Annotated in this window: 20 protein-coding genes; 18 read left to right on the top strand and 2 right to left on the bottom strand. The window is 50.8% G+C overall.

The window, feature by feature from the left end; translation table 11 throughout:
• Positions 1-125: 125 nt before the first annotated feature.
• Positions 126-1,886, bottom strand: coding sequence for a 30S ribosomal protein S12 methylthiotransferase accessory factor YcaO (ycaO, locus tag C1192_RS07695; protein WP_001516111.1), 1,761 nt, complete (start codon positions 1,884-1,886; stop codon positions 126-128).
• Positions 1,887-2,015: 129 nt separating this feature from the next.
• Between ycaO and C1192_RS07690 the strand changes: the two genes are divergently transcribed.
• From C1192_RS07690 to C1192_RS07625, 14 genes are all read left to right on the top strand, one after another.
• Positions 2,016-2,708, top strand: coding sequence for a DUF421 domain-containing protein (locus C1192_RS07690; protein WP_000642842.1), 693 nt, complete (start codon positions 2,016-2,018; stop codon positions 2,706-2,708).
• 197 nt (positions 2,709-2,905) lie between these two features.
• Positions 2,906-3,994 (top strand): 3-phosphoserine/phosphohydroxythreonine transaminase, encoded by a 1,089-nt coding sequence (gene serC / locus C1192_RS07685; RefSeq protein WP_038354662.1) that lies wholly within the window; start codon positions 2,906-2,908, stop codon positions 3,992-3,994.
• Between the two features lie 71 nt (positions 3,995-4,065).
• Positions 4,066-5,349: a 3-phosphoshikimate 1-carboxyvinyltransferase gene (gene aroA, locus C1192_RS07680; RefSeq protein ID WP_000445220.1), complete on the top strand. Its 1,284-nt coding sequence runs from the start codon at positions 4,066-4,068 to the stop codon at positions 5,347-5,349.
• 168 nt (positions 5,350-5,517) lie between these two features.
• The gene (gene ycaL, locus C1192_RS07675) at positions 5,518-6,282 is read left to right on the top strand and encodes a metallopeptidase YcaL (protein WP_001516112.1); all 765 of its coding nucleotides are present in this window, start codon (positions 5,518-5,520) and stop codon (positions 6,280-6,282) included.
• 172 nt (positions 6,283-6,454) lie between these two features.
• On the top strand, positions 6,455-7,138 hold the full coding sequence (cmk, locus tag C1192_RS07670; protein WP_038354663.1) for a (d)CMP kinase: 684 nt from the start codon (positions 6,455-6,457) through the stop codon (positions 7,136-7,138).
• A 110-nt stretch (positions 7,139-7,248) separates the two neighbouring features.
• Positions 7,249-8,922, top strand: coding sequence for a 30S ribosomal protein S1 (gene rpsA / locus C1192_RS07665; protein ID WP_000140327.1), 1,674 nt, complete (start codon positions 7,249-7,251; stop codon positions 8,920-8,922).
• Positions 8,923-9,081: 159 nt separating this feature from the next.
• Entirely contained in the window at positions 9,082-9,366 is a 285-nt protein-coding gene (gene ihfB / locus C1192_RS07660) for an integration host factor subunit beta (RefSeq protein WP_000167336.1), read from the top strand.
• 205 nt (positions 9,367-9,571) lie between these two features.
• Positions 9,572-11,836, top strand: coding sequence for a ComEC family protein (locus C1192_RS07655; protein ID WP_038354664.1), 2,265 nt, complete (start codon positions 9,572-9,574; stop codon positions 11,834-11,836).
• Positions 11,837-11,872: 36 nt separating this feature from the next.
• On the top strand, positions 11,873-13,621 hold the full coding sequence (gene msbA, locus C1192_RS07650) for a lipid A ABC transporter ATP-binding protein/permease MsbA (RefSeq protein ID WP_000551252.1): 1,749 nt from the start codon (positions 11,873-11,875) through the stop codon (positions 13,619-13,621).
• Positions 13,618-14,604, top strand: a complete 987-nt coding sequence (gene lpxK, locus C1192_RS07645; protein WP_038354665.1) for a tetraacyldisaccharide 4'-kinase — start codon at positions 13,618-13,620, stop codon at positions 14,602-14,604. The genes msbA and lpxK overlap by 4 nt, the downstream gene beginning before the upstream one ends.
• A 35-nt stretch (positions 14,605-14,639) precedes the next feature.
• Positions 14,640-15,872 (top strand): crosslink repair DNA glycosylase YcaQ, encoded by a 1,233-nt coding sequence (gene ycaQ, locus C1192_RS07640; protein WP_038354666.1) that lies wholly within the window; start codon positions 14,640-14,642, stop codon positions 15,870-15,872.
• A 51-nt stretch (positions 15,873-15,923) separates the two neighbouring features.
• Positions 15,924-16,106, top strand: coding sequence for a protein YcaR (gene ycaR, locus C1192_RS07635; RefSeq protein WP_000350069.1), 183 nt, complete (start codon positions 15,924-15,926; stop codon positions 16,104-16,106).
• Positions 16,103-16,849, top strand: a complete 747-nt coding sequence (gene kdsB, locus C1192_RS07630; RefSeq protein WP_000011587.1) for a 3-deoxy-manno-octulosonate cytidylyltransferase — start codon at positions 16,103-16,105, stop codon at positions 16,847-16,849. The genes ycaR and kdsB overlap by 4 nt, the downstream gene beginning before the upstream one ends.
• Before the next feature lie 152 nt (positions 16,850-17,001).
• Positions 17,002-17,895, top strand: a complete 894-nt coding sequence (locus C1192_RS07625) for a YcbJ family phosphotransferase (RefSeq protein WP_000436936.1) — start codon at positions 17,002-17,004, stop codon at positions 17,893-17,895.
• Here C1192_RS07625 and elyC read toward each other — a convergent pair.
• Entirely contained in the window at positions 17,872-18,651 is a 780-nt protein-coding gene (gene elyC / locus C1192_RS07620) for an envelope biogenesis factor ElyC (protein ID WP_038354667.1), read from the bottom strand. The genes C1192_RS07625 and elyC overlap by 24 nt on opposite strands.
• A gap of 135 nt (positions 18,652-18,786) precedes the next feature.
• Between elyC and cmoM the strand changes: the two genes are divergently transcribed.
• The 4 genes from cmoM to mukB are packed head-to-tail and all read left to right on the top strand — an operon-like array spanning position 18,787 to position 26,036.
• Positions 18,787-19,572, top strand: a complete 786-nt coding sequence (gene cmoM, locus C1192_RS07615; RefSeq protein ID WP_001516118.1) for a tRNA uridine 5-oxyacetic acid(34) methyltransferase CmoM — start codon at positions 18,787-18,789, stop codon at positions 19,570-19,572.
• Positions 19,569-20,891, top strand: a complete 1,323-nt coding sequence (mukF, locus tag C1192_RS07610; protein ID WP_038354668.1) for a chromosome partition protein MukF — start codon at positions 19,569-19,571, stop codon at positions 20,889-20,891. The genes cmoM and mukF overlap by 4 nt, the downstream gene beginning before the upstream one ends.
• On the top strand, positions 20,872-21,576 hold the full coding sequence (gene mukE / locus C1192_RS07605) for a chromosome partition protein MukE (RefSeq protein ID WP_010329756.1): 705 nt from the start codon (positions 20,872-20,874) through the stop codon (positions 21,574-21,576). The genes mukF and mukE overlap by 20 nt, the downstream gene beginning before the upstream one ends.
• Positions 21,576-26,036 carry a chromosome partition protein MukB gene (gene mukB / locus C1192_RS07600; RefSeq protein WP_038354669.1) on the top strand — a complete coding sequence of 1,487 codons (4,461 nt, stop codon included), beginning with the start codon at positions 21,576-21,578 and terminating at the stop codon, positions 26,034-26,036. Before mukE ends, mukB begins: the two co-directional genes overlap by 1 nt.
• Positions 26,037-26,071: the final 35 nt, after the last annotated feature.

Below are 26,071 nucleotides of genomic sequence, written 5' to 3'. Positions count from 1 at the left end.
ATATTTAACTTTATAATTACAATTATTTTATTAATGCAAATATATGTAAAGCGGGGCATTAAAAAAACGCCCCGTAATATAACTCAGACTAATCATTAAGCCTACATTGCGTAGGCTATTTGATTTTATTTTGTCCAGAATGCCGCTTTGGCGTGTTGCAGTTTTTCGTAAGCTTTCAGCAGTGACTGATGTGCGGCAAACGCATGTAGATCGTTGTCTACCGGTTGCAGGCCATAAAACGCGGCTTCGCCACTCATGGCTGCGCTGGCAGCTTCTACCGCATCAGCACCGTACATGCGAACAAACGCGTTCAGATATTGCAGTGGCTGACGATCTTCTTCCTGAGCAAGCAGCAGTAAGGTTTGCAGGCAGCGATAATAGTTCGCGCGCTCCGGGCTGAACACCGATGAGTTAAACTCCATCGTCCATTCGGTCCAGACCAGAGCCTGTTCCAGGTCGCCACCAGCCAGCGCCAGCATGGCTTTCAGTTCACCGATACGCAGGGTATACCAGCCGTTGTCCGACCCCGTTGCCAGACCCAGCAGCTCACGTACGCGGGTAAAATCGTCAAAACCTTCTTCATCCAGTTGCTCGATGAGGTTCAGGTAATCTTCTTTTTCCCATTCACTGCCTGGCAGCGACAGAATCGTTTCTCGTAAATGGCTGCCCATACTGTTATTCGCCATCCACAAATCTTCTGCCGGATAAATATCGGACATGCCCGGCACGATAATACGGCAAGCGTAGACACCCAGATGCTCATAATCAGCAATATAAACGTCTTTACCTTCCTTATTGAAGATAGCCATCAGCGTGGCGAACTCTTCTTCAGTGGTGCCGGAGAAATTCCAGTCGACAAACGGATAATCGGCATCCTGCTTGAACAGATCCCAGGAGATCAAACCGCTGGAATCAATAAAGTGCGTTTCGAGGTTGGTATGTTCAGCTACTTCTTCATCGTCGAAGGTTGGCGGAGTAAATACATCCAGGTCCTTCAAACTGCGGCCCTGCAGCAGTTCAGTCACGGTACGTTCCAGTGCAACGCCAAAATCAGGATGTGCGCCGAAAGAGGCAAAGCAAGTGCCGTTAGCCGGGTTGAACAGTACCACGCAGATCACCGGATACTGACCGCCAAGCGAACCATCATAAGCAAAGATTGGGAAACCTTCCGCTTCCAGCGTTTCGATGGCTTCAACCACCGCCGGATAACGTGCCAGCACATCAGCCGGGATCTCTGGCAGGCTGATGCTTTCAGCGATGATGCGGTTTTTCACATAGCGTTCAAAAACTTCGGATAATCCCTGGACGCGCGCTTCGTTGCGGGTATTACCAGCGGACATACCGTTGGAAACATACAGGTTACCGATAATATTCATCGGAATATAAACGGTTTGATTGTCGGACTGGCGAGTAAACGGCAGGCCGCAAATACCGCGATCTTCATTACCGGATTGCAGATCAATCAGCATACTGCCGGTCAGTTCATTCTCCGGGTCGTAAAATGCCCTCAGACGGTCATCAAGCAGGCCTTCCGGCACATCGTCGTTTTCGGTCAGTGGGAACCATTTTTCGTTGGGATAATGCACGAACGGGCCGTTGGCGATGGTTTCGCCCAGCCAGAAATCAGCAAAAAAGTAGTTAGTAGAGAGACGCTCGAAATATTCACCGAGGGCAGAAGCCAGCGCCGCCTTTTTGGTTGCGCCTTTACCGTTGGTAAAACATAGCGCGCACTCTTTATCGCGGATGTGTACAGACCAGACGTTAGGCACCGGATTCAGCCAGGAAGCTTCTTCAATTTGAAAACCGAGGTCGGAGAGTTTTTGCTGGAAGCGAGCGATGGAATCTTCCAGAGCGGCATCTTTGCCGGGGATAAATGTTTGTGTCATGAAAATCACTTTAGTCGTACGGAAAACGCGCAATAATACGGGTTTTATCTCAAAGGCGCTATCACCGCCGCCATGCCGATGAACTGTTGACTATGCTTTTAGTGGATAAACCACGATAAGAGCATAAAAATGAAGGCGTTCGATCTCCACCGTATGGCATTCGATAAAGTGCCTTTTGATTTCCTTGGCGAAGTTGCCCTACGCAGTCTCTATACCTTTGTGTTGGTTTTTCTGTTCCTCAAAATGACCGGAAGACGCGGCGTGCGGCAAATGTCGCTGTTTGAAGTGTTAATCATTTTGACACTAGGGTCGGCGGCTGGGGATGTGGCATTTTATGACGATGTGCCGATGATCCCGGTACTTATTGTCTTTATTACTCTGGCGTTGTTATATCGCCTGGTGATGTGGTCGATGGCGCACAGTGAAAAACTGGAAGATCTGTTGGAGGGTAAGCCGGTTGTCATTATTGAAGATGGTGAGCTGGCCTGGTCGAAACTTAATAACTCCAACATGACGGAATTTGAGTTTTTTATGGAGCTACGGTTGCGTGGTGTGGAACAACTGGGACAGGTTCGTCTGGCTATTCTTGAAACCAACGGGCAAATCAGCGTCTATTTCTTTGAAGATGAAAAGGTGAAACCGGGATTACTTATTTTACCCAGTGATTGTACTCAGCGTTATAAAGTGGTGCCGGAGTCGGCGGACTACGCCTGTATCCGTTGCAGTGAAATCATTCATATGGAAGCAGGTGAAAAACAATTATGTCCCCGCTGTGCAAATCCAGAATGGACGAAGGCAAGTCGGGTAAAACGGGTGACCTGACAGCAAAAACAGCGGCTTTTTGACTAGAATCCGAGATATTCTGTTGTGTGACGCGGACCACATTTTTACCCGCAACAGTTTTACCCATTGCGACGCGCGTCACTGAATGATAAAACCGATAGTCACAGGAATAACGTATTACCCAGGGTCGCAATCGATTACCGTGGGTCAATGACAACGCAACGTGGTGAGGGGAAATGGCTCAAATCTTCAATTTTAGTTCTGGTCCGGCAATGCTACCGGCAGAGGTGCTTAAACAGGCTCAACAGGAACTGCGCGACTGGAACGGTCTTGGTACGTCGGTGATGGAAGTGAGCCACCGCGGCAAAGAATTCATTCAGGTTGCAGAGGAAGCCGAGAAGGATTTTCGCGATCTTCTTAACGTCCCCTCCAACTATAAAGTATTGTTCTGCCATGGTGGCGGTCGGGGTCAGTTTGCGGCTGTACCGCTGAATATTCTCGGTGATAAAACCACTGCAGATTATGTTGATGCCGGCTACTGGGCGGCAAGCGCCATCAAAGAAGCGAAAAAATACTGCAAGCCAAATGTGTTTGACGCCAAAGTGACTGTTGATGGTTTGCGCGCGGTTAAGCCAATGCGTGAATGGCAACTCTCTGATAATGCTGCTTATATGCATTATTGCCCGAATGAAACTATCGATGGTATTGCCATCGATGAAACGCCAGACTTTGGTAAAGATGTGGTAGTCGCTGCCGATTTCTCTTCAACGATTCTTTCCCGCCCGATTGATGTCAGCCGCTACGGCGTGATTTACGCTGGCGCGCAGAAAAATATCGGCCCGGCTGGCCTGACGATCGTCATAGTTCGCGAAGACTTACTGGGTAAAGCGAATATCGCATGCCCGTCGATTCTGGATTACTCCATCCTTAACGATAACGATTCCATGTTTAATACGCCGCCGACCTTTGCCTGGTACTTATCTGGCCTGGTCTTCAAATGGCTGAAAGCGAACGGCGGTGTGGCTGCAATGGACAACATCAATCAGCAAAAAGCAGAACTGCTGTATGGCGTAATAGATAACAGCGATTTCTATCGTAATGATGTCGCAAAAGATAACCGTTCGCGGATGAATGTGCCGTTCCAGTTGGCGGACAGTGCGCTTGACAAGTTGTTCCTCGAAGAGTCTTTCGCTGCGGGCCTTCATGCGTTGAAAGGTCACCGTGTGGTCGGCGGAATGCGCGCGTCTATTTATAATGCCATGCCGCTGGAAGGTGTTAAAGTGCTGACAGACTTCATGGTTGAGTTCGAACGCCGTCACGGCTAATGCCGAAATTTTGCTTAATCCCCCACAGCCAGACTGTGGGGTTTTTATTTCTGTTGTAGAGAGTTGAGTTCATGGAATCCCTGACGTTACAACCCATCGCCCGAGTTGATGGCACCATTAATCTGCCCGGTTCCAAGAGCGTTTCTAACCGCGCTTTATTGCTGGCGGCATTAGCACACGGCAAAACCGTATTAACCAATCTGCTGGATAGCGACGATGTTCGCCATATGCTGAATGCACTGCAGGCGTTGGGGGTGAGCTATACGCTTTCTGCTGATCGTACGCGTTGCGAAATTATCGGTAACGGCGGTCCATTACACGCAGAAAGTGCGCTGGAGTTATTTCTCGGTAATGCGGGGACAGCGATGCGTCCTCTGGCGGCGGCACTTTGTCTGGGAAGCAATAATATTGTCCTGACCGGTGAACCGCGTATGAAAGAACGCCCGATCGGTCATCTGGTCGATGCGCTGCGCCAGGGCGGGGCAAAAATCGCTTACCTGGAACAAGAAAATTATCCACCGTTGCGTTTACAGGGTGGTTTTACTGGCGGCAATGTCGAAGTTGATGGCTCTGTTTCCAGTCAGTTCCTCACCGCACTATTAATGACCGCACCGCTTGCGCCGGAAGATACGGTTATTCGGATTAAAGGTGATCTGGTTTCTAAACCTTATATCGATATCACGCTCAACCTGATGAAGACGTTTGGTGTTGAGATTGAAAATAAGCAATATCAACAATTTGTAGTAAAAGGCGGTCAATCTTATCAGTCACCGGGCCACTATTTAGTGGAAGGGGATGCATCCTCGGCGTCTTACTTTCTCGCTGCAGCAGCGATTAAAGGCGGTACGGTAAAAGTGACTGGCATTGGACGCAACAGTATGCAGGGTGATATTCGCTTTGCTGACGTACTGGAAAAAATGGGGGCGACCATTAGCTGGGGCGATGATTATATTGCCTGCACGCGTGGTGAACTGAACGCTATCGACATGGATATGAACCATATTCCCGATGCGGCGATGACTATCGCTACGACGGCGCTATTTGCTAAAGGCACTACCACGCTGCGCAATATTTATAACTGGCGCGTTAAAGAGACGGATCGTCTGTTTGCGATGGCGACCGAATTACGTAAGGTCGGCGCAGAAGTGGAAGAGGGATATGATTTCATTCGCATTACGCCGCCAGAAAAACTGAAATTTGCCGGGATCGCCACTTATAACGATCACCGAATGGCAATGTGTTTCTCGCTGGTAGCATTGTCAGATACGCCGGTGACGATTCTTGATCCTAAATGTACGGCTAAAACATTCCCGGATTACTTCGAGCAACTGGAACGTATTAGCCAACCAGCCTGAACGAATATCAGGCAATAAATAGACAGATCTTTCTTTATCAAAACGTCGGTTTATTGTCGGCGTTTTTTTTCGGACATTGTGAGCCATTCGTATTAATGGTAGCGTTAGTTGTCAATGTAAGTTGTTGATACATAATATTTATGTATGATTAATCAACGGATGATTCACATGAAGAATACTAAATTACTGCTGGCGATTGCGACCTCTGCAGCATTACTGACAGGGTGTCAGAATACGCACGGTATTAATACCGATCTGGCTATCAGCTCCGGTTTAAATGCCTATAAAGCCGTAACGTTAAGCGATGCCGATGCAAAAGCGATTGCCAATCAGGGTTGTGTCGAAATGGACAGCGGCAACAAAGTCGCTAGCAAATCCAGCAAGTACGGTAAACGTCTGGCAAAAATCGCCAAAGCATTGGGTAGCAATATTAACGGTACGCCGGTCAACTATAAGGTATATATGACCAGCGACGTTAACGCATGGGCGATGGCAAACGGCTGTGTTCGTGTCTACAGTGGCCTGATGGACATGATGAACGACAATGAAATTGAAGGCGTTCTGGGCCATGAATTGGGGCACGTTGCATTGGGTCACTCGCTGGCTGAAATGAAAGCCTCTTATGCGATTGTTGCCGCACGTGATGCGATTTCCGCAACCAGCGGTGTGGCTTCTCAGCTTTCCCGCTCACAATTAGGCGATATCGCAGAAGGCGCTATCAATGCTAAGTACTCCCGCGATAAAGAGTCCGAAGCAGATGATTTCTCCTTTGATCTGCTGAAGAAACGTGGCATCAACACCCAGGGACTGGTCGGTAGCTTTGAAAAACTGGCCAGCCTGGATGGCGGTCGTACCCAGTCTATGTTTGACTCTCATCCACCATCAACAGAGCGTGCACAACACATCCGTGACCGTATCGCCTCTGGTAAGTAAATCATTGTCATCTTTCGGGCTGGTCTTTCGCCAGCCCGCTATAATTGCGCAATAAATCCCCATCTGAATACAGACAAAACTGGTTTTTGCACACAACGTTAACGATTTGTGGCGCTGGCGCGTATAATGCGCGCGGTTATGTTAACGGTACGCCTGTTTTAAGGAGATAAAGATGACGGCAATTGCCCCGGTTATTACCATTGATGGCCCAAGCGGTGCAGGGAAAGGCACTTTGTGTAAGGCTATGGCGGAAGCGTTGCAATGGCATCTGCTGGACTCGGGGGCAATTTATCGCGTACTGGCACTGGCGGCATTACATCACCATGTTGATGTGGCGTCGGAAGATGCTCTGGTGCCACTGGCATCCCACCTGGATGTACGTTTTGTATCGACCAATGGCAATCTGGAAGTGATCCTCGAAGGAGAAGATGTCAGTGGTGAAATTCGCACCCAGGAAGTGGCGAATGCCGCTTCACAAGTCGCGGCATTTCTCCGTGTTCGCGAAGCATTATTGCGTCGCCAACGCGCATTTCGCGAATTACCTGGCCTGATTGCCGATGGCCGCGATATGGGAACGGTGGTATTCCCTGATGCACCAGTGAAAATTTTCCTTGACGCCTCCTCAGAAGAACGTGCACATCGCCGCATGCTACAGTTGCAGGAGAAGGGCTTTAGTGTTAACTTTGAGCGCCTTTTGGCCGAGATCAAAGAACGCGACGACCGCGATCGTAATCGCGCGGTAGCGCCGTTGGTTCCGGCAGCCGATGCTTTAGTGTTGGATTCCACCACCTTAAGCATTGAGCAAGTGATTGAAAAAGCGTTACACTACGCGCGCCAAAAATTGGCTCTCGCATAAGCGACCGAATTTGCAGTACCCCCGCTGCAATGGAATGACAGCGGGTATGTTAAACAACCCCATCCGGCACGGAGCCAGGTGGACGTTAAATATAAACCTGAAGATTAAACATGACTGAATCTTTTGCTCAACTCTTTGAAGAGTCCTTAAAAGAAATCGAAACCCGCCCGGGTTCTATCGTTCGTGGCGTTGTTGTTGCTATCGACAAAGATGTAGTACTGGTTGACGCTGGTCTGAAATCTGAGTCTGCCATCCCGGCTGAGCAGTTCAAAAACGCCCAGGGCGAGCTGGAAATCCAGGTAGGTGACGAAGTTGACGTTGCTCTGGACGCAGTAGAAGACGGCTTCGGTGAAACTCTGCTGTCCCGTGAGAAAGCTAAACGTCACGAAGCCTGGATCACGCTGGAAAAAGCTTACGAAGATGCTGAAACTGTTACCGGTGTTATCAACGGCAAAGTTAAGGGCGGCTTCACTGTTGAGCTGAACGGTATTCGTGCGTTCCTGCCAGGTTCTCTGGTAGATGTTCGTCCGGTGCGTGACACTCTGCACCTGGAAGGCAAAGAGCTTGAATTCAAAGTAATCAAGCTGGATCAGAAGCGCAACAACGTTGTTGTTTCTCGTCGTGCCGTTATCGAATCCGAAAACAGCGCAGAGCGCGATCAACTGCTGGAAAACCTGCAGGAAGGCATGGAAGTTAAAGGTATCGTTAAGAACCTCACTGACTACGGTGCATTCGTTGATCTGGGCGGCGTTGACGGCCTGCTGCACATCACTGACATGGCCTGGAAACGCGTTAAGCATCCGAGCGAAATCGTCAACGTGGGCGACGAAATCACTGTTAAAGTGCTGAAGTTCGACCGCGAACGTACCCGTGTATCCCTGGGCCTGAAACAACTGGGCGAAGATCCGTGGGTAGCTATCGCTAAACGTTATCCGGAAGGTACTAAACTGACTGGTCGCGTAACCAACCTGACCGACTACGGCTGCTTCGTTGAAATCGAAGAAGGCGTTGAAGGCCTGGTACACGTTTCCGAAATGGATTGGACCAACAAAAACATCCACCCGTCCAAAGTTGTTAACGTTGGCGATGTAGTGGAAGTTATGGTTCTGGATATCGACGAAGAACGTCGTCGTATCTCCCTGGGTCTGAAACAGTGCAAAGCTAACCCGTGGCAGCAGTTCGCGGAAACCCACAACAAGGGTGACCGTGTTGAAGGTAAAATCAAGTCTATCACTGACTTCGGTATCTTCATCGGCCTGGACGGCGGCATCGATGGCCTGGTTCACCTGTCTGACATCTCCTGGAACGTTGCAGGCGAAGAAGCAGTTCGTGAATACAAAAAAGGCGACGAAATCGCTGCAGTTGTTCTGCAGGTTGACGCAGAACGTGAACGTATCTCCCTGGGCGTTAAGCAGCTCGCAGAAGATCCGTTCAACAACTGGGTTGCTCTGAACAAGAAAGGCGCTATCGTAACCGGTAAAGTAACTGCAGTTGACGCTAAAGGCGCAACCGTAGAACTGGCTGACGGCGTTGAAGGTTACCTGCGTGCTTCTGAAGCATCCCGTGACCGCGTTGAAGATGCTACCCTGGTTCTGAGCGTTGGCGACGAAGTTGAAGCTAAATTCACCGGCGTTGATCGTAAAAACCGCGCAATCAGCCTGTCTGTTCGTGCGAAAGACGAAGCTGACGAGAAAGATGCAATCGCAACTGTTAACAAACAGGAAGATGCAAACTTCTCCAACAACGCAATGGCTGAAGCTTTCAAAGCAGCTAAAGGCGAGTAATTCTCTGACTCTTCGGGATTTTTATTCCGAAGTTTGTTGAGTTTACTTGACAGATTGCAGGTTTCGTCCTGTAATCAAGCACTAAGGGCGGCTACGGCCGCCCTTAATCAATGCAGCAACAGCAGCCGCTAAATTTGCCTTTAAGGAACCGGAGGAATCATGACCAAGTCAGAATTGATAGAAAGACTTGCCACCCAGCAATCGCACATTCCCGCCAAGACGGTTGAAGATGCAGTAAAAGAGATGCTGGAGCATATGGCCTCGACTCTTGCGCAGGGCGAGCGTATTGAAATCCGCGGTTTCGGCAGTTTCTCTTTGCACTACCGCGCACCTCGTACCGGACGTAATCCGAAAACTGGCGATAAAGTAGAATTGGAAGGAAAATACGTTCCTCACTTTAAACCAGGTAAAGAACTGCGCGATCGCGCCAATATTTACGGTTGAGTTTTTACACAAACTTGAACGCGAAAAAAGCACCTGTCGGGTGCTTTTTTCATTTCTGTAATCTGAATCTGGAAGATGTCTCGCAGAGTTGTGTACAGTTTTCATCTTCCTGTTAAATTCTTCTGAAGGCGCCTCGGGCAAAGCAAAACACCCACCAGACAACTGCCGAACAAAGTTGCACACTTTCCAAAACAGGGAGGGGTGCATGAAAGTAACGACGATCAGCGTATGCGTAATTTGTGGGATTTTTCCACTGCTGGTATTACCGCAACTACCCGGGACGTTAGCCACTGCAGTTCTTACAACTTTCGCCTGCGTACTGGCATTTATTCCTGTTAAAGCTGTTCGTTATTTCACGCTGATATTGCTGTTTTTTCTTTGGGGCGTACTGGCGGCGAAGCAAGTTATGTGGGTAGGAGAAGCCTTAGCTGGTGCGACGCAGGATGCAATCGTCGAGATTACTGCCACTGATGGCATGACCACTCATTACGCTCAAATTACCCACTTACAAGGCCGACGTCTTTTCCCTGCGCCAGGCATCGTGCTGTATGGCGAATATCTGCCGCAAGCAGTTTGTGCCGGACAACAATGGTTAATGAAACTCAACGTTCGTGCAGTTCACGGCCAGCTTAATGATGGCGGCTTTGACAGCCAGCGTTATGCCATTGCCCAGCATCAGCCGCTCACCGGGCGCTTTCTGAAGGCAAGCGTCATTGAAGCGAGTTGTAGTCTGCGAGCGCAATATCTGGCCTCTTTACAAACGTCTCTGCAACCCTATCCGTGGAAAACGGTCATTCTTGGTTTAGGTATGGGTGAACGGTTATCTGTACCCAGAGAAATCAAAAATATTATGCGCAATACCGGTACAGCGCATTTAATGGCGATATCGGGATTACACATTGCTTTTGTGGCATTACTGGCGGCAGGGCTTATTCGCAGTGGGCAAATTTTCCTTCCTGGGCGTTGGATCCATTGGCAGATACCATTAATTGGCGGAATTTGCTGTGCTGCTTTTTATGCATGGTTGACTGGTATGCAACCTCCCGCATTGCGTACCGTAGTGGCGCTTGCAACGTGGGGAATGCTTAAGTTAAGTGGTCGACAATGGAGTGGCTGGGATGTGTGGATATGCTGCCTTGCAGTAATATTGCTGATGGACCCTGTTGCCATTCTCTCGCAAAGCTTGTGGCTCTCTGCCGCCGCGGTGGCGGCGCTTATTTTTTGGTATCAGTGGTTTCCCTGTCCGGTATGGTCGCTGCCACCTGCAGTGCGTGCGATGGTTTCTCTCATCCATCTGCAACTGGGAATAACGCTCCTGTTAATGCCTGTACAAATCGTCATATTTCATGGCATTAGCCTGACCTCGTTTATAGCAAATCTATTTGCCATTCCTTTAGTGACATTTATTACTGTTCCGTTGACGCTTGCCGCGATGATCGTGCATTTAAGCGGACCATTAATTGTGGAGCAAGGATTATGGTTGCTTGCCGACAGGTCTTTGGCTTTACTTTTCTGGGGGTTAAAGAGTTTGCCGGAAGGATGGATCAACATTGCTGAACGTTGGCAATGGCTATCATTTTCTCCCTGGTTATTGTTGATAGTATGGCGACTAAACGTATGGCGAACACTGCCAGTGGTGTGTGTGGCTGGAGGCATTATGATGTGCTGGCCGCTGTGGCAAAAACCACAGCCCGACGAGTGGCAGGTGTATATGCTTGATGTCGGCCAGGGACTGGCAATGGTGATTGCGAGAAATGGCAAAGCGATTCTCTATGATACGGGACTTGCCTGGCCGGAGGGCGACAGCGGGCAACAAATTATCATCCCCTGGCTACGCTGGCATAACCTTGAACCGGAAGGCGTCATTCTTAGCCATGAACATCTGGATCATCGGGGAGGACTGGACTCGATATTACGTACCTGGCCGACGTTATGGGTCAGAAGCCCTTTAAATGGGGAGCATCATCAGCCCTGTGTGCGTGGCGAAGCGTGGCAGTGGCAAGGATTACGTTTTAGTGTGCACTGGCCTTTACAAGGTAGCAGCGATAAAGGAAATAACCATTCCTGTGTGGTTAAGGTTGATGACGGAATGTATAGCATTCTTTTAACTGGTGATATTGAAGCACTAGCTGAACAAAAAATGCTAAGTCGTTACTGGCAGCATGTGCAGGCGACATTACTTCAGGTGCCCCATCACGGTAGTAATACCTCATCATCATTGCCATTAATTCAGCGTGTGAATGGAAAAGTGGCACTGGCATCGGCATCGCGCTATAACGCGTGGCGACTACCCTCCAGTAAAGTTAAAAGACGCTATCAACTTCAGGGATATCAATGGGTTGACACCCCTCATCAGGGGCAAATAACCGTCGATTTTTCAGCGCGAGGTTGGCTGGTACGCAGCCTAAGGGAGCAAATTTTACCTCGTTGGTATCATCAGTGGTTTGGCGTGCCAGTGGATAACGGGTAGAATATGCGGCTATTTCAACAAATGCTGGTTTTTTGAATGCATAACGACAAAGATCTCTCTACGTGGCAGACATTCCGCCGACTGTGGCCAACCATTGCGCCTTTTAAAGCGGGTCTGATCGTGGCGGGCATAGCGTTAATCCTCAACGCGGCCAGCGATACCTTCATGTTATCGCTCCTTAAGCCACTTCTTGATGATGGCTTTGGTAAAACAGATCGCTCCGTGCTGATGTGGATGCCGCTGGTGGTTATTGGGCTGATGATTTTACGTGGTATCACCAGTTATATCTCCAGCTACTGTATCTCCTGGGTATCTGGCAAAGTGGTAATGACCATGCGTCGTCGCCTGTTTGGTCATATGATGGGAATGCCGGTTTCATTTTTTGATAAACAGTCAACCGGGACTCTGCTTTCACGTATTACTTACGATTCTGAACAGGTTGCTTCGTCATCTTCCGGCGCACTGATTACTGTTGTACGTGAAGGTGCGTCCATCATTGGTTTGTTCGCCATGATGTTCTATTACAGTTGGCAGTTATCGATCATTTTGATTGTGCTGGCACCCATTGTCTCGATTGCAATTCGTATCGTATCGAAGCGTTTTCGCAGCATCAGTAAAAACATGCAAAACACGATGGGGCAGGTGACCACCAGTGCGGAACAGATGCTGAAAGGCCACAAAGAAGTGCTGATTTTTGGTGGCCAGGAAGTGGAAACGAAGCGTTTTGATAAGGTCAGCAACAAAATGCGTTTGCAGGGGATGAAGATGGTGTCCGCCTCGTCCATCTCTGACCCGATCATTCAATTGATCGCTTCTTTGGCGCTGGCGTTTGTTCTGTATGCGGCGAGCTTCCCAAGTGTGATGGATAGCCTGACAGCCGGTACGATTACCGTTGTTTTCTCTTCAATGATTGCACTGATGCGTCCGCTGAAATCGCTAACCAACGTTAACGCCCAGTTCCAACGTGGTATGGCGGCCTGTCAGACGCTGTTCACCATTCTGGATAGTGAACAGGAGAAAGACGAAGGTAAGCGTGAGATTGAGCGTGCTACCGGCGATGTGGAATTCCGTAATGTTACCTTCACCTATCCAGGGCGTGAAGTTCCCGCTTTGCGTAACATCAACCTGAAAATCCCGGCAGGGAAAACAGTTGCTCTGGTTGGACGTTCTGGTTCGGGTAAATCGACCATCGCGAGTTTAATCACTCGCTTCTACGATATCGATGAAGGCGAGATCCTGATGGATGGTCATGATCTACGCGAGTATACCCTGGCGTCATTGCGTAATCAGGTTGCGCTGGTGTCGCAGAATGTCCATCTGTTTAACGATACGGTTGCCAACAACATTGCTTACGCACGTACTGACCAGTACAGCCGTGAGCAAATTGAAGAAGCGGCGCGTATGGCTTATGCCATGGACTTTATCAATAAGATGGATAACGGTCTCGATACGGTAATTGGCGAAAACGGTGTACTGCTTTCTGGCGGTCAGCGTCAGCGTATTGCTATTGCTCGTGCTTTGTTGCGTGACAGCCCGATTCTGATTCTGGACGAAGCCACCTCGGCACTGGATACTGAATCTGAACGTGCAATTCAGGCGGCGCTGGATGAGTTGCAGAAAAACCGTACTTCGCTGGTGATAGCCCACCGTTTGTCTACCATTGAAAAGGCAGACGAAATTGTGGTCGTCGAGGACGGGGTCATTGTGGAACGCGGTACGCACAACGATTTGCTTGAACACCGTGGTGTCTACGCGCAACTTCACAAAATGCAGTTTGGCCAATGATTGAAAAAATCTGGTCTGGTGAATCGCCTTTGTGGCGGCTGTTGCTGCCATTCTCCTGGCTGTATGGCCTGGTGAGTGGTGCAATCCGTCTTTGCTACAAATTAAAATTGAAACGCGCATGGCGCGCGCCAGTGCCAGTTGTGGTGGTCGGTAACCTCACCGCAGGTGGCAATGGAAAAACCCCGGTCGTTGTCTGGCTGGTGGAACAACTGCAAAAACGCGGTGTTCGCGTTGGTGTGGTGTCAAGAGGGTATGGCGGTAAGGCCGAGTCGTATCCGTTGTTACTGTCGGCAGATACCACCACGGCACAGGCGGGTGATGAACCGGTGCTTATTTATCAGCGCACTGGTGCGCCTGTTGCGGTTTCTCCCGAACGTTCTGATGCAGTAAAAGTGATTCTGGCGCAGCATCCTGATGTACAACTCATCGTGACTGACGACGGTCTACAGCATTATCGCCTGGCGCGAGATGTAGAAATTGTCGTCATCGATGGTGTGCGTCGCTTTGGTAATGGCTGGTGGTTGCCCGCGGGGCCAATGCGTGAGCGAGCGGGGCGCTTAAAATCGGTTGATGCGGTAATCGTCAACGGCGGTGTACCGCACAATGGTGAAATCCCAATGCATCTGCTGCCGGGTCAGGCTGTGAATTTGCGTACTGGTACGCGTTGTGATGTTGCACAACTTGAACATGTGGTAGCAATGGCGGGGATTGGTCACCCGCCGCGCTTTTTTGCCACGCTGAATATGTGCGGTGTTCAACCAGAAAAATGTGTTCCGCTGGCCGATCATCAGTCTTTGAATCATGCGGATGTCAGCGCACTGTTAAGTGCCGGGCAAACGCTGATCATGACTGAAAAAGATGCGGTGAAATGCCGGGCCTTTGCAGAAGAAAATTGGTGGTATTTGCCCGTTGACGCACAGCTTTCGGGCGATGAACCAGAGAAATTGCTCGCGCAACTTTCCTCGCTGGCTTCTGGCAACTAATTCCGCCGCGGCAGCGTTCAATAGATGGAGCCATGATGACGCTGCCGTATATTTCCCTTGCCGATGCGCGTAATCTTCACCTTGCCGCGCAAGGCCTGTTAAACAAATCCCGCCGTCGTGCGTCGCCAGAAGATATCCTGTCAACTATCTCCCGTATCTCCCTGCTACAAATCGACACTATCAATATCGTTGCCCGCAGCCCTTATCTGGTACTTTTTAGTCGCCTTGGTAATTATTCTCCGCAGTGGCTGGATGAGTCACTGACACGTGGCGAATTAATGGAGTACTGGGCGCATGAAGCCTGCTTTATGCCGCGTAGCGATTTTCGTCTTATTCGCCACCGAATGCTGGCACCTGAAAAAATGGGCTGGAAATACAAAGACGCCTGGATGCAGGAACATGTAGCAGAAATTGAACAGTTAATTCAGCACATACAAGATAACGGACCGGTACGTTCAGCCGATTTTGAACATCCCCGAAAAGGGGCAAGCGGTTGGTGGGAGTGGAAGCCCCATAAACGGCATCTGGAAGGCTTATTTACTGCCGGAAAAGTCATGGTAGTTGAACGGCGCAACTTCCAGCGAGTTTATGATCTAACCCATCGCGTCATGCCTCACTGGGATGATGAGCGTGATCTCGTTTCGCAAACAGAAGCAGAAATCGCCATGCTGGATAACAGCGCGCGTTGCCTGGGAATATTCCGCGAACAGTGGCTGGCGGATTATTATCGTTTGAAACGTCCTGCACTGTCGGCCTGGCGTGATCTATGTGCTGAACAGCAACAAATTATCCCCATAAATGTGGAGAGATTAGGACAACTCTGGCTGCATGCTGACTTGTTGCCTCTTCTCGAAACAGCTCTCGCGGGGAAACTAACCGCGACGCATAGCACTGTACTGTCACCTTTTGACCCTGTCGTCTGGGATCGTAAACGTGCAGAGCAACTTTTTGATTTTAGCTACCGGCTGGAATGCTACACGCCAGCGCCGAAACGCCAGTATGGCTATTTCGTTCTGCCGTTACTACATCGTGGGCAATTAGTCGGGCGAATGGATGCCAAAATACATCGCCAGGCGGGCATTCTTGAAGTTATCTCCCTCTGGTTACAGGATGGCATCAAACCGACAGCTTCTCTTCAAAAAGGGTTACGCCTGGCGATTACCGATTTTGCTAGCTGGCAGCTGGCGACGCGAGTGACATTAGGGCGCTGCCCACCCGATCTTTTTACCGATTGCCGCACTGGCTGGGAAATAGCCCCCTACGCATAAATGATTATGATAAGATTTATGCATTCATAACCCGATCCATCTGGAGGAACTATGGATCATCGTCTGCTTGAAATCGTTGCCTGCCCGGTTTGCAACGGCAAACTTTGGTATAACCAGGAAAAACAAGAACTGATTTGCAAACTGGATAACCTGGCTTTCCCGCTGCGCGATGGCATTCCAGTTCTGCTGGAAACGGAAGCCCGTGTACTGACTGCCGATGAGAGTAAATCATGAGTTTTGTGGTCATTATTCCCGCGCGCTACGCTTCTACGCGTCTGCCCGGTAAACCGCTGGTCGATATTAACGGCAAGCCCATGATCGTTCATGTCCTTGAGCGCGCCCGCGAATCAGGTGCCGATCGCATCATCGTGGCAACCGATCATGACGATGTCGCCCGCGTCGTTGAAGCTGCGGGTGGTGAAGTATGCATGACGCGCGCCGATCATCAATCAGGCACTGAGCGTCTGGCGGAAGTTGTCGAAAAATGCGCGTTCAGTGACGATACGGTGATTGTTAATGTGCAGGGGGATGAACCCATGATCCCTGCAACAATCATTCGTCAGGTTGCCGATAATCTCGCCCAGCGTGAAGTGGGAATGGCTACCCTGGCTGTACCTATCCACAATGCGGAAGAAGTCTTTAATCCGAATGCGGTTAAAGTGGTTCTTGATGCTGAAGGTTATGCGCTTTACTTTTCACGTGCCACCATTCCGTGGGATCGTGACCGTTTTGCAAAAAGTCTGGAAACCGTTGGTGATAACTTCCTGCGGCATCTCGGTATTTATGGCTACCGTGCAGGCTTTATCCGCCGTTATGTTAACTGGCAGCCAAGCCCGTTAGAACACATCGAAATGTTAGAGCAGCTTCGCGTACTGTGGTACGGCGAAAAAATCCATGTTGCTGTCGCCCGGGAAGTTCCTGGTACAGGTGTGGATACCCCTGAAGATCTCGAGCGCGTTCGCGCTGAAATGCGCTAAGTTAATTTCACGACACTCCACCCGATTTTCGGGGGAGTGTCGTACCGTTACGATTTTCCTCATTTTTCTTTTCAACAATTGATCTCATTCAGGTGACATCTTTTACATTGGCGCTCATTATGAAGGCAGTAGCTTTTATGAGGGTAATCTGAATGGAACAGCTGCGTGCCGAATTAAGCCATTTACTGGGTGAAAAACTCAGTCGTATTGAGTGTGTCAATGAAAAAGCGAATACGGCGTTGTGGGCTTTGTATGACAGCCAGGGAAACCCAATGCCGCTGTTGGCAAGAAGCTTTAGTACGCCAGGGCAAGCACGACAGTTGGCATGGAAAACCACCATGCTGGCGCGCAGCGGGACTATCCGTATGCCAACTATTTATGGTGTGATGACACATGAAGAACACCCAGGCCCCGATGTCCTGTTACTGGAGCGGATGCGTGGTGTTTCTGTGGAAGCACCTGCACGTACACCGGAACGTTGGGAGCATCTGAAAGAGCAAATTGTTGAAGCTCTGTTGGCCTGGCACCGACAGGACAGTCGCGGTTGCGTTGGCGCAGTGGATAATACCCAGGAAAATTTCTGGCCCTCCTGGTATCGGCAACATATTGAAGTGTTATGGACCACGCTCAATCAGTTCAATAACACCGGTTTAACCATGCAGGATAAGCGGATTCTGTTCCGCACCCGCGAATGTCTTCCAGCATTATTTGAAGGATTTAACGACAATTGTGTGCTGATTCACGGCAATTTCTGTTTGCGTAGCATGTTGAAAGATTCGCGCAGCGATCAACTACTGGCGATGGTCGGGCCGGGATTAATGCTTTGGGCACCGCGAGAGTATGAACTGTTCCGACTAATGGATAATACGCTGGCAGAAGATTTACTCTGGAGTTACCTGCAACGCGCGCCAGTGGCGGAGTCGTTCATCTGGCGACGTTGGCTATATGTGTTATGGGATGAAGTTGCGCAACTGGTCAATACCGGACGGTTTAGTCGGAGCAACTTCGATCTGGCATCAAAATCACTCTTGCCGTGGCTCGCCTGATGAACCTTTTAACCACTGCCAGATGCGGCCAAGCGTTTCATAACCGGCCCGGTCGCTATGCATCAACCAGAGCGGAGACGGAATTGCCCGTTCCCACGGGTTAAGTGGTGAATCGATTGCCAGTTGATTGGCGGGGGCAGGTAGCGGATTTAATCCTGCATGTTGAAAAAAGATCATCGCGCGCGGCAAATGAGACGCAGAGGTCACCAACAGGAAAGGGGCGTCACCAATTGCCTGTTTCACTGCTGCGGCTTCTTCTTCGGTATCTTTCGGTAAATCCAGCGTAATAATCTGCTCGCGTGGGACACCCAGCGATTGCGCCACTCTGGCCCCCACTTCTGCTGTACTCACCGTATTGGTTTTTGCCACACCACCCGTGAAGATTAACTTTGATCCCGGATTTTCACGCCACAAACGCACGCCTTCATTCAGGCGTGGCAGACTGTTATTGATTAAATTTGAACTTGGCGCCCACTGCGGGTTCCAGGTATAGCCGCCGCCCAGCACTACTATATAGTCCACTTTTTGTACATTGCTCCATGTCGGATAGGTGCTTTCGATGGGGCGCAGCAGACGATCTGCTACCGGTTGCAAACTTAATAACAAAAGTGCCAGCCATCCTACGCTAATAAATATCTTCCCGGTTTTTTGAAAACGACTAAACCACAGCAGCACCAGGCCAGCACCAATAATCAGCAACATCAGCGGAAGTGGCAGCAGCATACCGCCAATCACTTTTTTCAGTGTAAAAAGCATCCTTTCTGGTTCCTTTTTTAACCATATAGCGAGGGATCGGCAGTGATATTACACCAGACGGGTTCATTCTCGCCTCGGCTGTGACAAAATAGCACCTTTATCAGAAAACGTCTTAGCCAACCGGTGGAGAAAGCAATGCAGGATCGCAATTTTGATGATATTGCGGAAAAGTTTTCCCGTAACATTTACGGCACCACCAAAGGACAGCTTCGACAGGCTATTCTGTGGCAGGATCTCGATCGTGTGCTGGCGGAAATAGGCTCGCAAAAATTGCGAGTGCTGGATGCTGGCGGTGGTGAAGGGCAGACGGCGATCAAAATGGCCGGGCGTGGGCATCAGGTCATTTTATGCGATCTTTCTGCGCAGATGATCGACCGCGCAAAGCAGGCGGCAGAAGCAAAAGGTGTGAGCGGCAACATGCAATTTATACATTGCGCTGCTCAGGATGTTGCTTCGCATTTGGAAACGCCCGTTGATCTGATATTGTTCCATGCGGTGCTGGAGTGGGTCGCTGACCCCCGTAGCGTGTTACAGACTCTGTGGTCAGTGTTGCGCCCAGGAGGCATGTTGTCGTTAATGTTCTACAATGCGCACGGTTTGCTGATGCACAACATGGTTGCAGGGAATTTTGATTACGTGCAGGCGGGAATGCCGAAAAAGAAAAAACGGACGCTTTCGCCAGACTCTCCGCGCGATCCGGCGCAGGTATATCAGTGGCTGGAAGAAGCTGGCTGGCAAATTACCGGCAAGACCGGCGTTCGCGTGTTTCATGATTATCTGCGTGAAAAGCACCAACAGCGCGATTGCTACGAAGCATTACTTGAATTAGAAACGCGTTATTGCCGTCAGGAACCTTACATTAGCCTGGGGCGTTATATTCATGTCACCGCGCGCAAACCGCAGAGCAAGGATAAAGTATGAGTGAATTTTCCCAGACAGTCCCCGAACTGGTTGCCTGGGCCAGAAAAAATGACTTCTCCATCTCGCTGCCGGTAGACCGTCTCTCTTTTCTGCTGGCGGTGGCCACGCTGAACGGCGAGCGTCTGGACGGCGAGATGAGTGAAGGTGAGCTGGTGGATGCATTCCGCCACGTGAGTGATGCGTTTGAGCAAACCAGCGAAACCATCGGCGTGCGCGCCAACAACGCGATCAACGATATGGTGCGTCAACGTCTGCTGAACCGCTTTACAAGCGAACAGGCGGAAGGGAACGCCATTTACCGTCTGACGCCGCTCGGCATCGGCATTACTGATTACTACATCCGTCAGCGCGAGTTTTCTACGCTGCGTCTTTCTATGCAATTGTCGATCGTTGCAGGCGAACTGAAGCGTGCGGCGGATGCGGCAGAAGAGGGCGGCGATGATTTTCACTGGCACCGTAACGTCTATGCGCCGCTGAAATACTCGGTAGCAGAAATTTTCGACAGTATCGACCTGACGCAACGTCTGATGGACGAACAGCAGCAACAGGTGAAAGACGATATCGCCCAGTTATTGAATAAAGACTGGCGGGCGGCGATCTCAAGCTGTGAAATGTTGCTTTCGGAAACCTCTGGTACGCTGCGTGAATTGCAAGATACGCTGGAAGCGGCGGGCGACAAATTACAGGCTAACCTGTTGCGCATCCAGGATGCGACCATGACCCATGACGATCTGCATTTTGTCGATCGTCTGGTGTACGACCTGCAAAGCAAACTCGACCGTATTATCAGTTGGGGTCAGCAATCCATCGATTTATGGATCGGTTATGACCGCCACGTACATAAATTTATCCGTACCGCGATCGATATGGATAAAAACCGTGTCTTTGCCCAGCGATTACGTCAGTCGGTACAAACCTATTTTGATGACCCGTGGGCGCTGACTTACGCCAATGCCGATCGTCTGCTGGATATGCGTGACGAAGAGATGGCACTGCGTGACGAAGAAGTGACCGGGGAACTTCCGCCAGATTTAGAGTACGAAGAGTTTAACGAGATCCGCGAACAACTGGCGGCAATCATCGAAGAGCAGCTCGCCGTCTATAAAACCAGACAAGTGCCGCTGGATCTTGGTCTGGTGGTACGCGAATATCTGGCGCAGTATCCGCGTGCGCGTCACTTTGATGTTGCGCGCATTGTTATTGATCAGGCGGTACGCCTCGGCGTAGCGCAAGCAGACTTCACCGGACTGCCAGCGAAATGGCAGCCGATTAATGATTACGGAGCCAAGGTACAGGCGCATGTCATCGACAAATATTGAACAAGTGATGCCGGTTAAGCTGGCGCAAGCGCTGGCGAATCCGTTATTTCCGGCGCTGGATAGCGCCTTACGTTCAGGTCGCCATATCGGTCTTGACGAACTGGACAACCATGCATTCCTGATGGATTTTCAGGAATACCTGGAAGAGTTTTACGCGCGTTATAACGTTGAGCTTATTCGCGCGCCGGAAGGTTTCTTCTATTTGCGTCCACGTTCCACCACGTTGATCCCTCGTTCCGTGTTGTCCGAACTGGATATGATGGTTGGGAAAATCCTCTGTTATCTCTATCTCAGCCCGGAACGGCTGGCGAACGAGGGGATCTTTACTCAGCAGGAACTGTATGACGAACTGCTCACCCTGGCTGACGAAGCGAAACTGCTGAAACTGGTAAACAACCGTTCTACCGGTTCAGACGTTGACCGCCAGAAGTTGCAGGAAAAAGTACGTTCTTCGCTAAATCGTCTGCGTCGTTTGGGCATGGTGTGGTTTATGGGCCACGACAGCAGCAAGTTCCGCATTACAGAATCGGTGTTCCGTTTTGGTGCGGATGTGCGTGCTGGTGACGATCCGCGCGAAGCCCAACGTCGCCTGATTCGCGATGGTGAAGCAATGTCTCTGGAAAATCACCTGCAACTCAACGACGAAACCGAAGAGAATCAGCCAGATAGCGGAGAGGAAGAATAATGATTGAACGCGGTAAATTTCGCTCACTGACGCTGATTAACTGGAACGGCTTTTTTGCCCGTACCTTTGACCTCGATGAGCTGGTCACAACGCTTTCCGGCGGTAACGGTGCAGGTAAATCCACCACTATGGCGGCGTTTGTTACGGCGCTTATTCCTGACCTGACCCTGCTGCACTTCCGTAACACCACGGAAGCCGGGGCCACCAGTGGTTCGCGCGATAAAGGTTTGCACGGTAAGCTAAAAGCGGGCGTCTGTTATTCGATGCTCGACACCATCAACTCGCGCCATCAGCGCGTGGTGGTCGGTGTGCGTCTGCAACAGGTTGCCGGGCGCGATCGTAAAGTGGATATCAAACCGTTTGCGATTCAGGGGCTACCGATGTCGGTGCTGCCGACGCAACTGGTGACAGAAACCCTGAACGAACGCCAGGCGCGCGTGCTGCCGCTTAATGAGCTGAAAGAGAAGCTCGAAGCGATGGAAGGCGTGCAGTTTAAGCAGTTCAATTCCATCACCGATTACCATTCACTGATGTTCGATCTGGGCATCATTGCGCGTCGTCTGCGCTCGGCGTCTGATCGTAGTAAATTCTATCGTCTGATCGAAGCCTCACTGTACGGCGGTATTTCCAGTGCCATTACCCGTTCTCTGCGTGACTACCTGCTGCCAGAAAACAGCGGCGTGCGTAAAGCGTTCCAGGATATGGAAGCAGCGCTGCGTGAAAACCGCATGACGCTGGAAGCGATTCGTGTAACGCAGTCCGATCGCGACCTGTTTAAGCATTTGATCAGTGAAGCCACCAACTATGTGGCGGCGGACTATATGCGTCACGCCAACGAACGTCGCGTTCATCTGGATAAGGCACTAGAGTTTCGTCGTGAGCTACACACTTCTCGTCAGCAACTGGCGGCGGAGCAGTACAAACACGTCGATATGGCGCGTGAACTGGCAGAGCACAACGGTGCGGAAGGCGATCTGGAAGCAGATTATCAGGCAGCCAGCGATCACCTGAACCTCGTGCAAACCGCACTGCGTCAGCAGGAAAAGATCGAACGTTACGAAGCGGATCTCGATGAATTGCAGATCCGTCTCGAAGAGCAAAACGAAGTGGTGGCAGAGGCCATCGAACGTCAGGAAGAGAATGAAGCGCGCGCGGAAGCCGCCGAACTGGAAGTGGACGAGCTGAAAAACCAGCTTGCTGACTACCAGCAGGCACTGGACGTCCAGCAAACGCGCGCGATCCAGTACAACCAGGCGATTACTGCACTTAACCGCGCTAAAGAACTGTGTCATCTGCCGGACTTAACTGCCGACAGCGCCGCCGAGTGGCTGGAAACCTTCCAGGCGAAAGAGCTGGAAGCCACCGAAAAAATGCTCTCTCTTGAGCAGAAAATGAGCATGGCACAAACCGCGCATAGCCAGTTTGAGCAGGCTTATCAGTTAGTCGCAGCCATTAACGGTCCGCTGGCGCGTAACGAAGCGTGGGATGTTGCTCGTGAACTGCTGCGCGAAGGGGTCGAACAACGTCACCTTGCAGAACAGGTTCAGCCGCTGCGGATGCGCTTAAGCGAACTGGAACAGCGCCTGCGTGAGCAACAGGAAGCCGAGCGCCTGCTGGCGGATTTCTGCAAACGCCAGGGCAAGAACTTTGATATCGATGAACTGGAAGCCCTGCATCAGGAACTGGAAGCACGCATTGCCTCCCTTTCTGACAGCGTGTCTAATGCCCGTGAAGAGCGCATGGCGCTGCGTCAGGAACAGGAACAACTGCAATCACGCATTCAGAGTCTGATGCAGCGTGCGCCGGTTTGGTTGGCTGCGCAAAACAGCCTCAATCAGTTGAGCGAGCAGTGCGGTGAAGAGTTCACCTCCAGTCAGGATGTCACTGAATACATGCAACAGTTGCTGGAGCGCGAGCGCGAGGCGATTGTTGAACGTGACGAAGTGGGCGCGCGCAAAAACGCCGTTGACGAAGAGATCGAGCGTTTAAGTCAGCCGGGGGGCTCTGAAGATCAGCGCCTGAATGCGCTGGCGGAACGTTTTGGCGGCGTGCTGTTGTCAGAAATTTATGACGACGTTAGCCTGGAAGACGCGCCGTACTTCTCGGCGCTGTATGGCCCCTCTCGTCACGCCATCGTAGTGCCCGATCTGTCGCAGATTGCCGAACAACTGGAAGGTTTAACCGATTGCCCGGAAGATCTCTATCTGATCGAAGGTGATCCGCAGTCATTCGATGACAGCGTGTTCAGCGTTGATGAACTGGAAAAAGCGGTGGTGGTGAAAATTGCCGACCGTCAGTGGCGTTATTCGCGCTTCCCTGAAGTGCCGTTGTTTGGTCGTGCGGCGCGCGAAAGCCGTATTGAAAGCCTTCATGCCGAACGTGAAGTGCTTTCCGAACGCTTCGCCACGCTCTCCTTTGATGTACAGAAAACTCAGCGCCTGCATCAGGCTTTCAGTCGCTTTATCGGCAGCCATCTGGCGGTGGCATTTGAGTCCGATCCGGAAGCTGAAATCCGTCAACTGAACAGCCGCCGCGTCGAACTGGAGCGGGCGTTGAGTAATCATGAAAATGATAACCAGCAGCAACGCATTCAGTTTGAGCAGGCGAAAGAGGGCGTGACAGCACTTAACCGCATCCTGCCACGCCTTAACCTGTTGGCTGACGATACGTTGGCAGATCGCGTCGATGAAATCCGCGAACGTCTGGATGAAGCCCAGGAAGCGGCGCGTTTTGTTCAGCAGTTCGGTAATCAACTGGCGAAACTGGAGCCGATCGTTTCAGTGTTGCAAAGCGATCCGGAACAGTTTGAACAGTTAAAAGAAGATTACGCATACTCCCAGCAGATGCAGCGCGATGCCCGTCAGCAGGCATTTGCCCTGACGGAAGTGGTGCAGCGTCGCGCACACTTTAGCTACTCCGACTCGGCAGAAATGCTCAGTGGTAACAGCGATCTCAACGAAAAATTGCGTGAACGTCTGGAACATGCGGAAGCAGAGCGTACCCGTGCTCGTGAAGCACTGCGTGGTCATTCTACACAGTTGAACCAGTACAATCAGGTGCTGGCATCGCTGAAAAGTTCTTATGACACTAAAAAAGAACTGCTTAACGATCTGCAACGCGAATTGCAGGATATCGGTGTGCGTGCTGATAGCGGCGCAGAAGAGCGCGCGCGTATTCGCCGTGACGAGCTACATGCGCAACTCAGTAATAACCGTTCCCGTCGCAACCAACTGGAAAAAGCGCTCACCTTCTGCGAAGCGGAGATGGACAACCTGACCCGTAAACTGCGCAAGCTGGAGCGTGATTATCACGAGATGCGCGAGCAGGTGGTGACCGCCAAAGCGGGCTGGTGCGCGGTAATGCGCATGGTGAAAGACAACGGCGTCGAACGCCGCTTGCACCGTCGCGAGCTGGCTTATCTTTCTGCTGATGATTTGCGTTCCATGTCGGATAAGGCGTTAGGTGCGCTGCGTCTGGCGGTAGCGGATAACGAACATCTACGCGACGTGCTGCGTATGTCGGAAGATCCAAAACGTCCGGAACGTAAAATCCAGTTCTTCGTGGCGGTTTACCAGCATCTGCGCGAACGAATCCGCCAGGATATTATTCGTACCGATGATCCGGTAGAAGCTATCGAGCAGATGGAGATCGAACTTAGCCGTCTGACCGAAGAATTAACCTCCCGTGAGCAGAAACTGGCGATCAGTTCCCGCAGTGTGTCGAACATTATTCGCAAAACCATTCAGCGCGAACAGAACCGTATCCGTATGCTTAACCAGGGCTTGCAGAACGTGTCGTTCGGCCAGGTGAACAGCGTACGTCTGAACGTGAATGTGCGTGAAACGCACGCCATGTTGCTGGATGTGCTTTCTGAACAGCATGAACAACATCAGGATTTGTTTAACAGCAACCGTCTGACCTTCTCGGAAGCGCTGGCGAAACTGTATCAGCGCCTTAACCCGCAAATTGATATGGGGCAGCGCACGCCGCAGACCATTGGTGAAGAGCTGCTGGATTATCGCAACTACCTGGAGATGGAAGTTGAAGTTAACCGTGGTTCCGATGGATGGCTGCGTGCGGAGTCAGGCGCGTTGTCAACGGGTGAGGCCATCGGTACAGGGATGTCGATTCTGGTGATGGTGGTACAGAGCTGGGAAGATGAATCCCGTCGTCTGCGCGGTAAAGATATTTCTCCTTGTCGTCTGCTGTTCCTCGATGAAGCAGCGCGCCTGGATGCCCGTTCTATCGCCACGTTGTTTGAATTGTGTGAGCGTTTGCAAATGCAGCTCATCATCGCGGCACCAGAAAATATTAGTCCGGAAAAAGGCACCACCTACAAACTGGTGCGTAAGGTATTCCAGAATACCGAACACGTACATGTGGTTGGTTTGCGTGGCTTTGCGCCGCAGCTTCCTGAAACGCTTCCAGGAACTGACGAAGCGTCTTCCCAGGCAAGTTAAGATTAAGGCGGCAGCGATGTCGCCTTTTTTTTCGA

The organism is Escherichia marmotae, assembly GCF_002900365.1.
GTDB lineage: Bacteria > Pseudomonadota > Gammaproteobacteria > Enterobacterales > Enterobacteriaceae > Escherichia > Escherichia marmotae.
The sequence above is the reverse complement of the archived record's forward strand: the minus strand, read 5'-3'. Positions and strand labels throughout refer to the sequence as shown.

Excerpts from the sequence above, each read along its gene's own strand:
- ycaO (WP_001516111.1), bottom strand. The coding sequence starts at position 1,886 with ATGACACAAACATTTATCCCCGGCAAAGATGCCGCTCTGGAAGATTCC.
- C1192_RS07690 (WP_000642842.1), top strand. The coding sequence starts at position 2,016 with ATGAAGGCGTTCGATCTCCACCGTATGGCATTCGATAAAGTGCCTTTT.
- serC (WP_038354662.1), top strand. The coding sequence starts at position 2,906 with ATGGCTCAAATCTTCAATTTTAGTTCTGGTCCGGCAATGCTACCGGCA.
- aroA (WP_000445220.1), top strand. The coding sequence starts at position 4,066 with ATGGAATCCCTGACGTTACAACCCATCGCCCGAGTTGATGGCACCATT.
- ycaL (WP_001516112.1), top strand. The coding sequence starts at position 5,518 with ATGAAGAATACTAAATTACTGCTGGCGATTGCGACCTCTGCAGCATTA.
- cmk (WP_038354663.1), top strand. The coding sequence starts at position 6,455 with ATGACGGCAATTGCCCCGGTTATTACCATTGATGGCCCAAGCGGTGCA.
- rpsA (WP_000140327.1), top strand. The coding sequence starts at position 7,249 with ATGACTGAATCTTTTGCTCAACTCTTTGAAGAGTCCTTAAAAGAAATC.
- ihfB (WP_000167336.1), top strand. The coding sequence starts at position 9,082 with ATGACCAAGTCAGAATTGATAGAAAGACTTGCCACCCAGCAATCGCAC.
- C1192_RS07655 (WP_038354664.1), top strand. The coding sequence starts at position 9,572 with ATGAAAGTAACGACGATCAGCGTATGCGTAATTTGTGGGATTTTTCCA.
- msbA (WP_000551252.1), top strand. The coding sequence starts at position 11,873 with ATGCATAACGACAAAGATCTCTCTACGTGGCAGACATTCCGCCGACTG.
- lpxK (WP_038354665.1), top strand. The coding sequence starts at position 13,618 with ATGATTGAAAAAATCTGGTCTGGTGAATCGCCTTTGTGGCGGCTGTTG.
- ycaQ (WP_038354666.1), top strand. The coding sequence starts at position 14,640 with ATGACGCTGCCGTATATTTCCCTTGCCGATGCGCGTAATCTTCACCTT.
- ycaR (WP_000350069.1), top strand. The coding sequence starts at position 15,924 with ATGGATCATCGTCTGCTTGAAATCGTTGCCTGCCCGGTTTGCAACGGC.
- kdsB (WP_000011587.1), top strand. The coding sequence starts at position 16,103 with ATGAGTTTTGTGGTCATTATTCCCGCGCGCTACGCTTCTACGCGTCTG.
- C1192_RS07625 (WP_000436936.1), top strand. The coding sequence starts at position 17,002 with ATGGAACAGCTGCGTGCCGAATTAAGCCATTTACTGGGTGAAAAACTC.
- elyC (WP_038354667.1), bottom strand. The coding sequence starts at position 18,651 with ATGCTTTTTACACTGAAAAAAGTGATTGGCGGTATGCTGCTGCCACTT.
- cmoM (WP_001516118.1), top strand. The coding sequence starts at position 18,787 with ATGCAGGATCGCAATTTTGATGATATTGCGGAAAAGTTTTCCCGTAAC.
- mukF (WP_038354668.1), top strand. The coding sequence starts at position 19,569 with ATGAGTGAATTTTCCCAGACAGTCCCCGAACTGGTTGCCTGGGCCAGA.
- mukE (WP_010329756.1), top strand. The coding sequence starts at position 20,872 with ATGTCATCGACAAATATTGAACAAGTGATGCCGGTTAAGCTGGCGCAA.
- mukB (WP_038354669.1), top strand. The coding sequence starts at position 21,576 with ATGATTGAACGCGGTAAATTTCGCTCACTGACGCTGATTAACTGGAAC.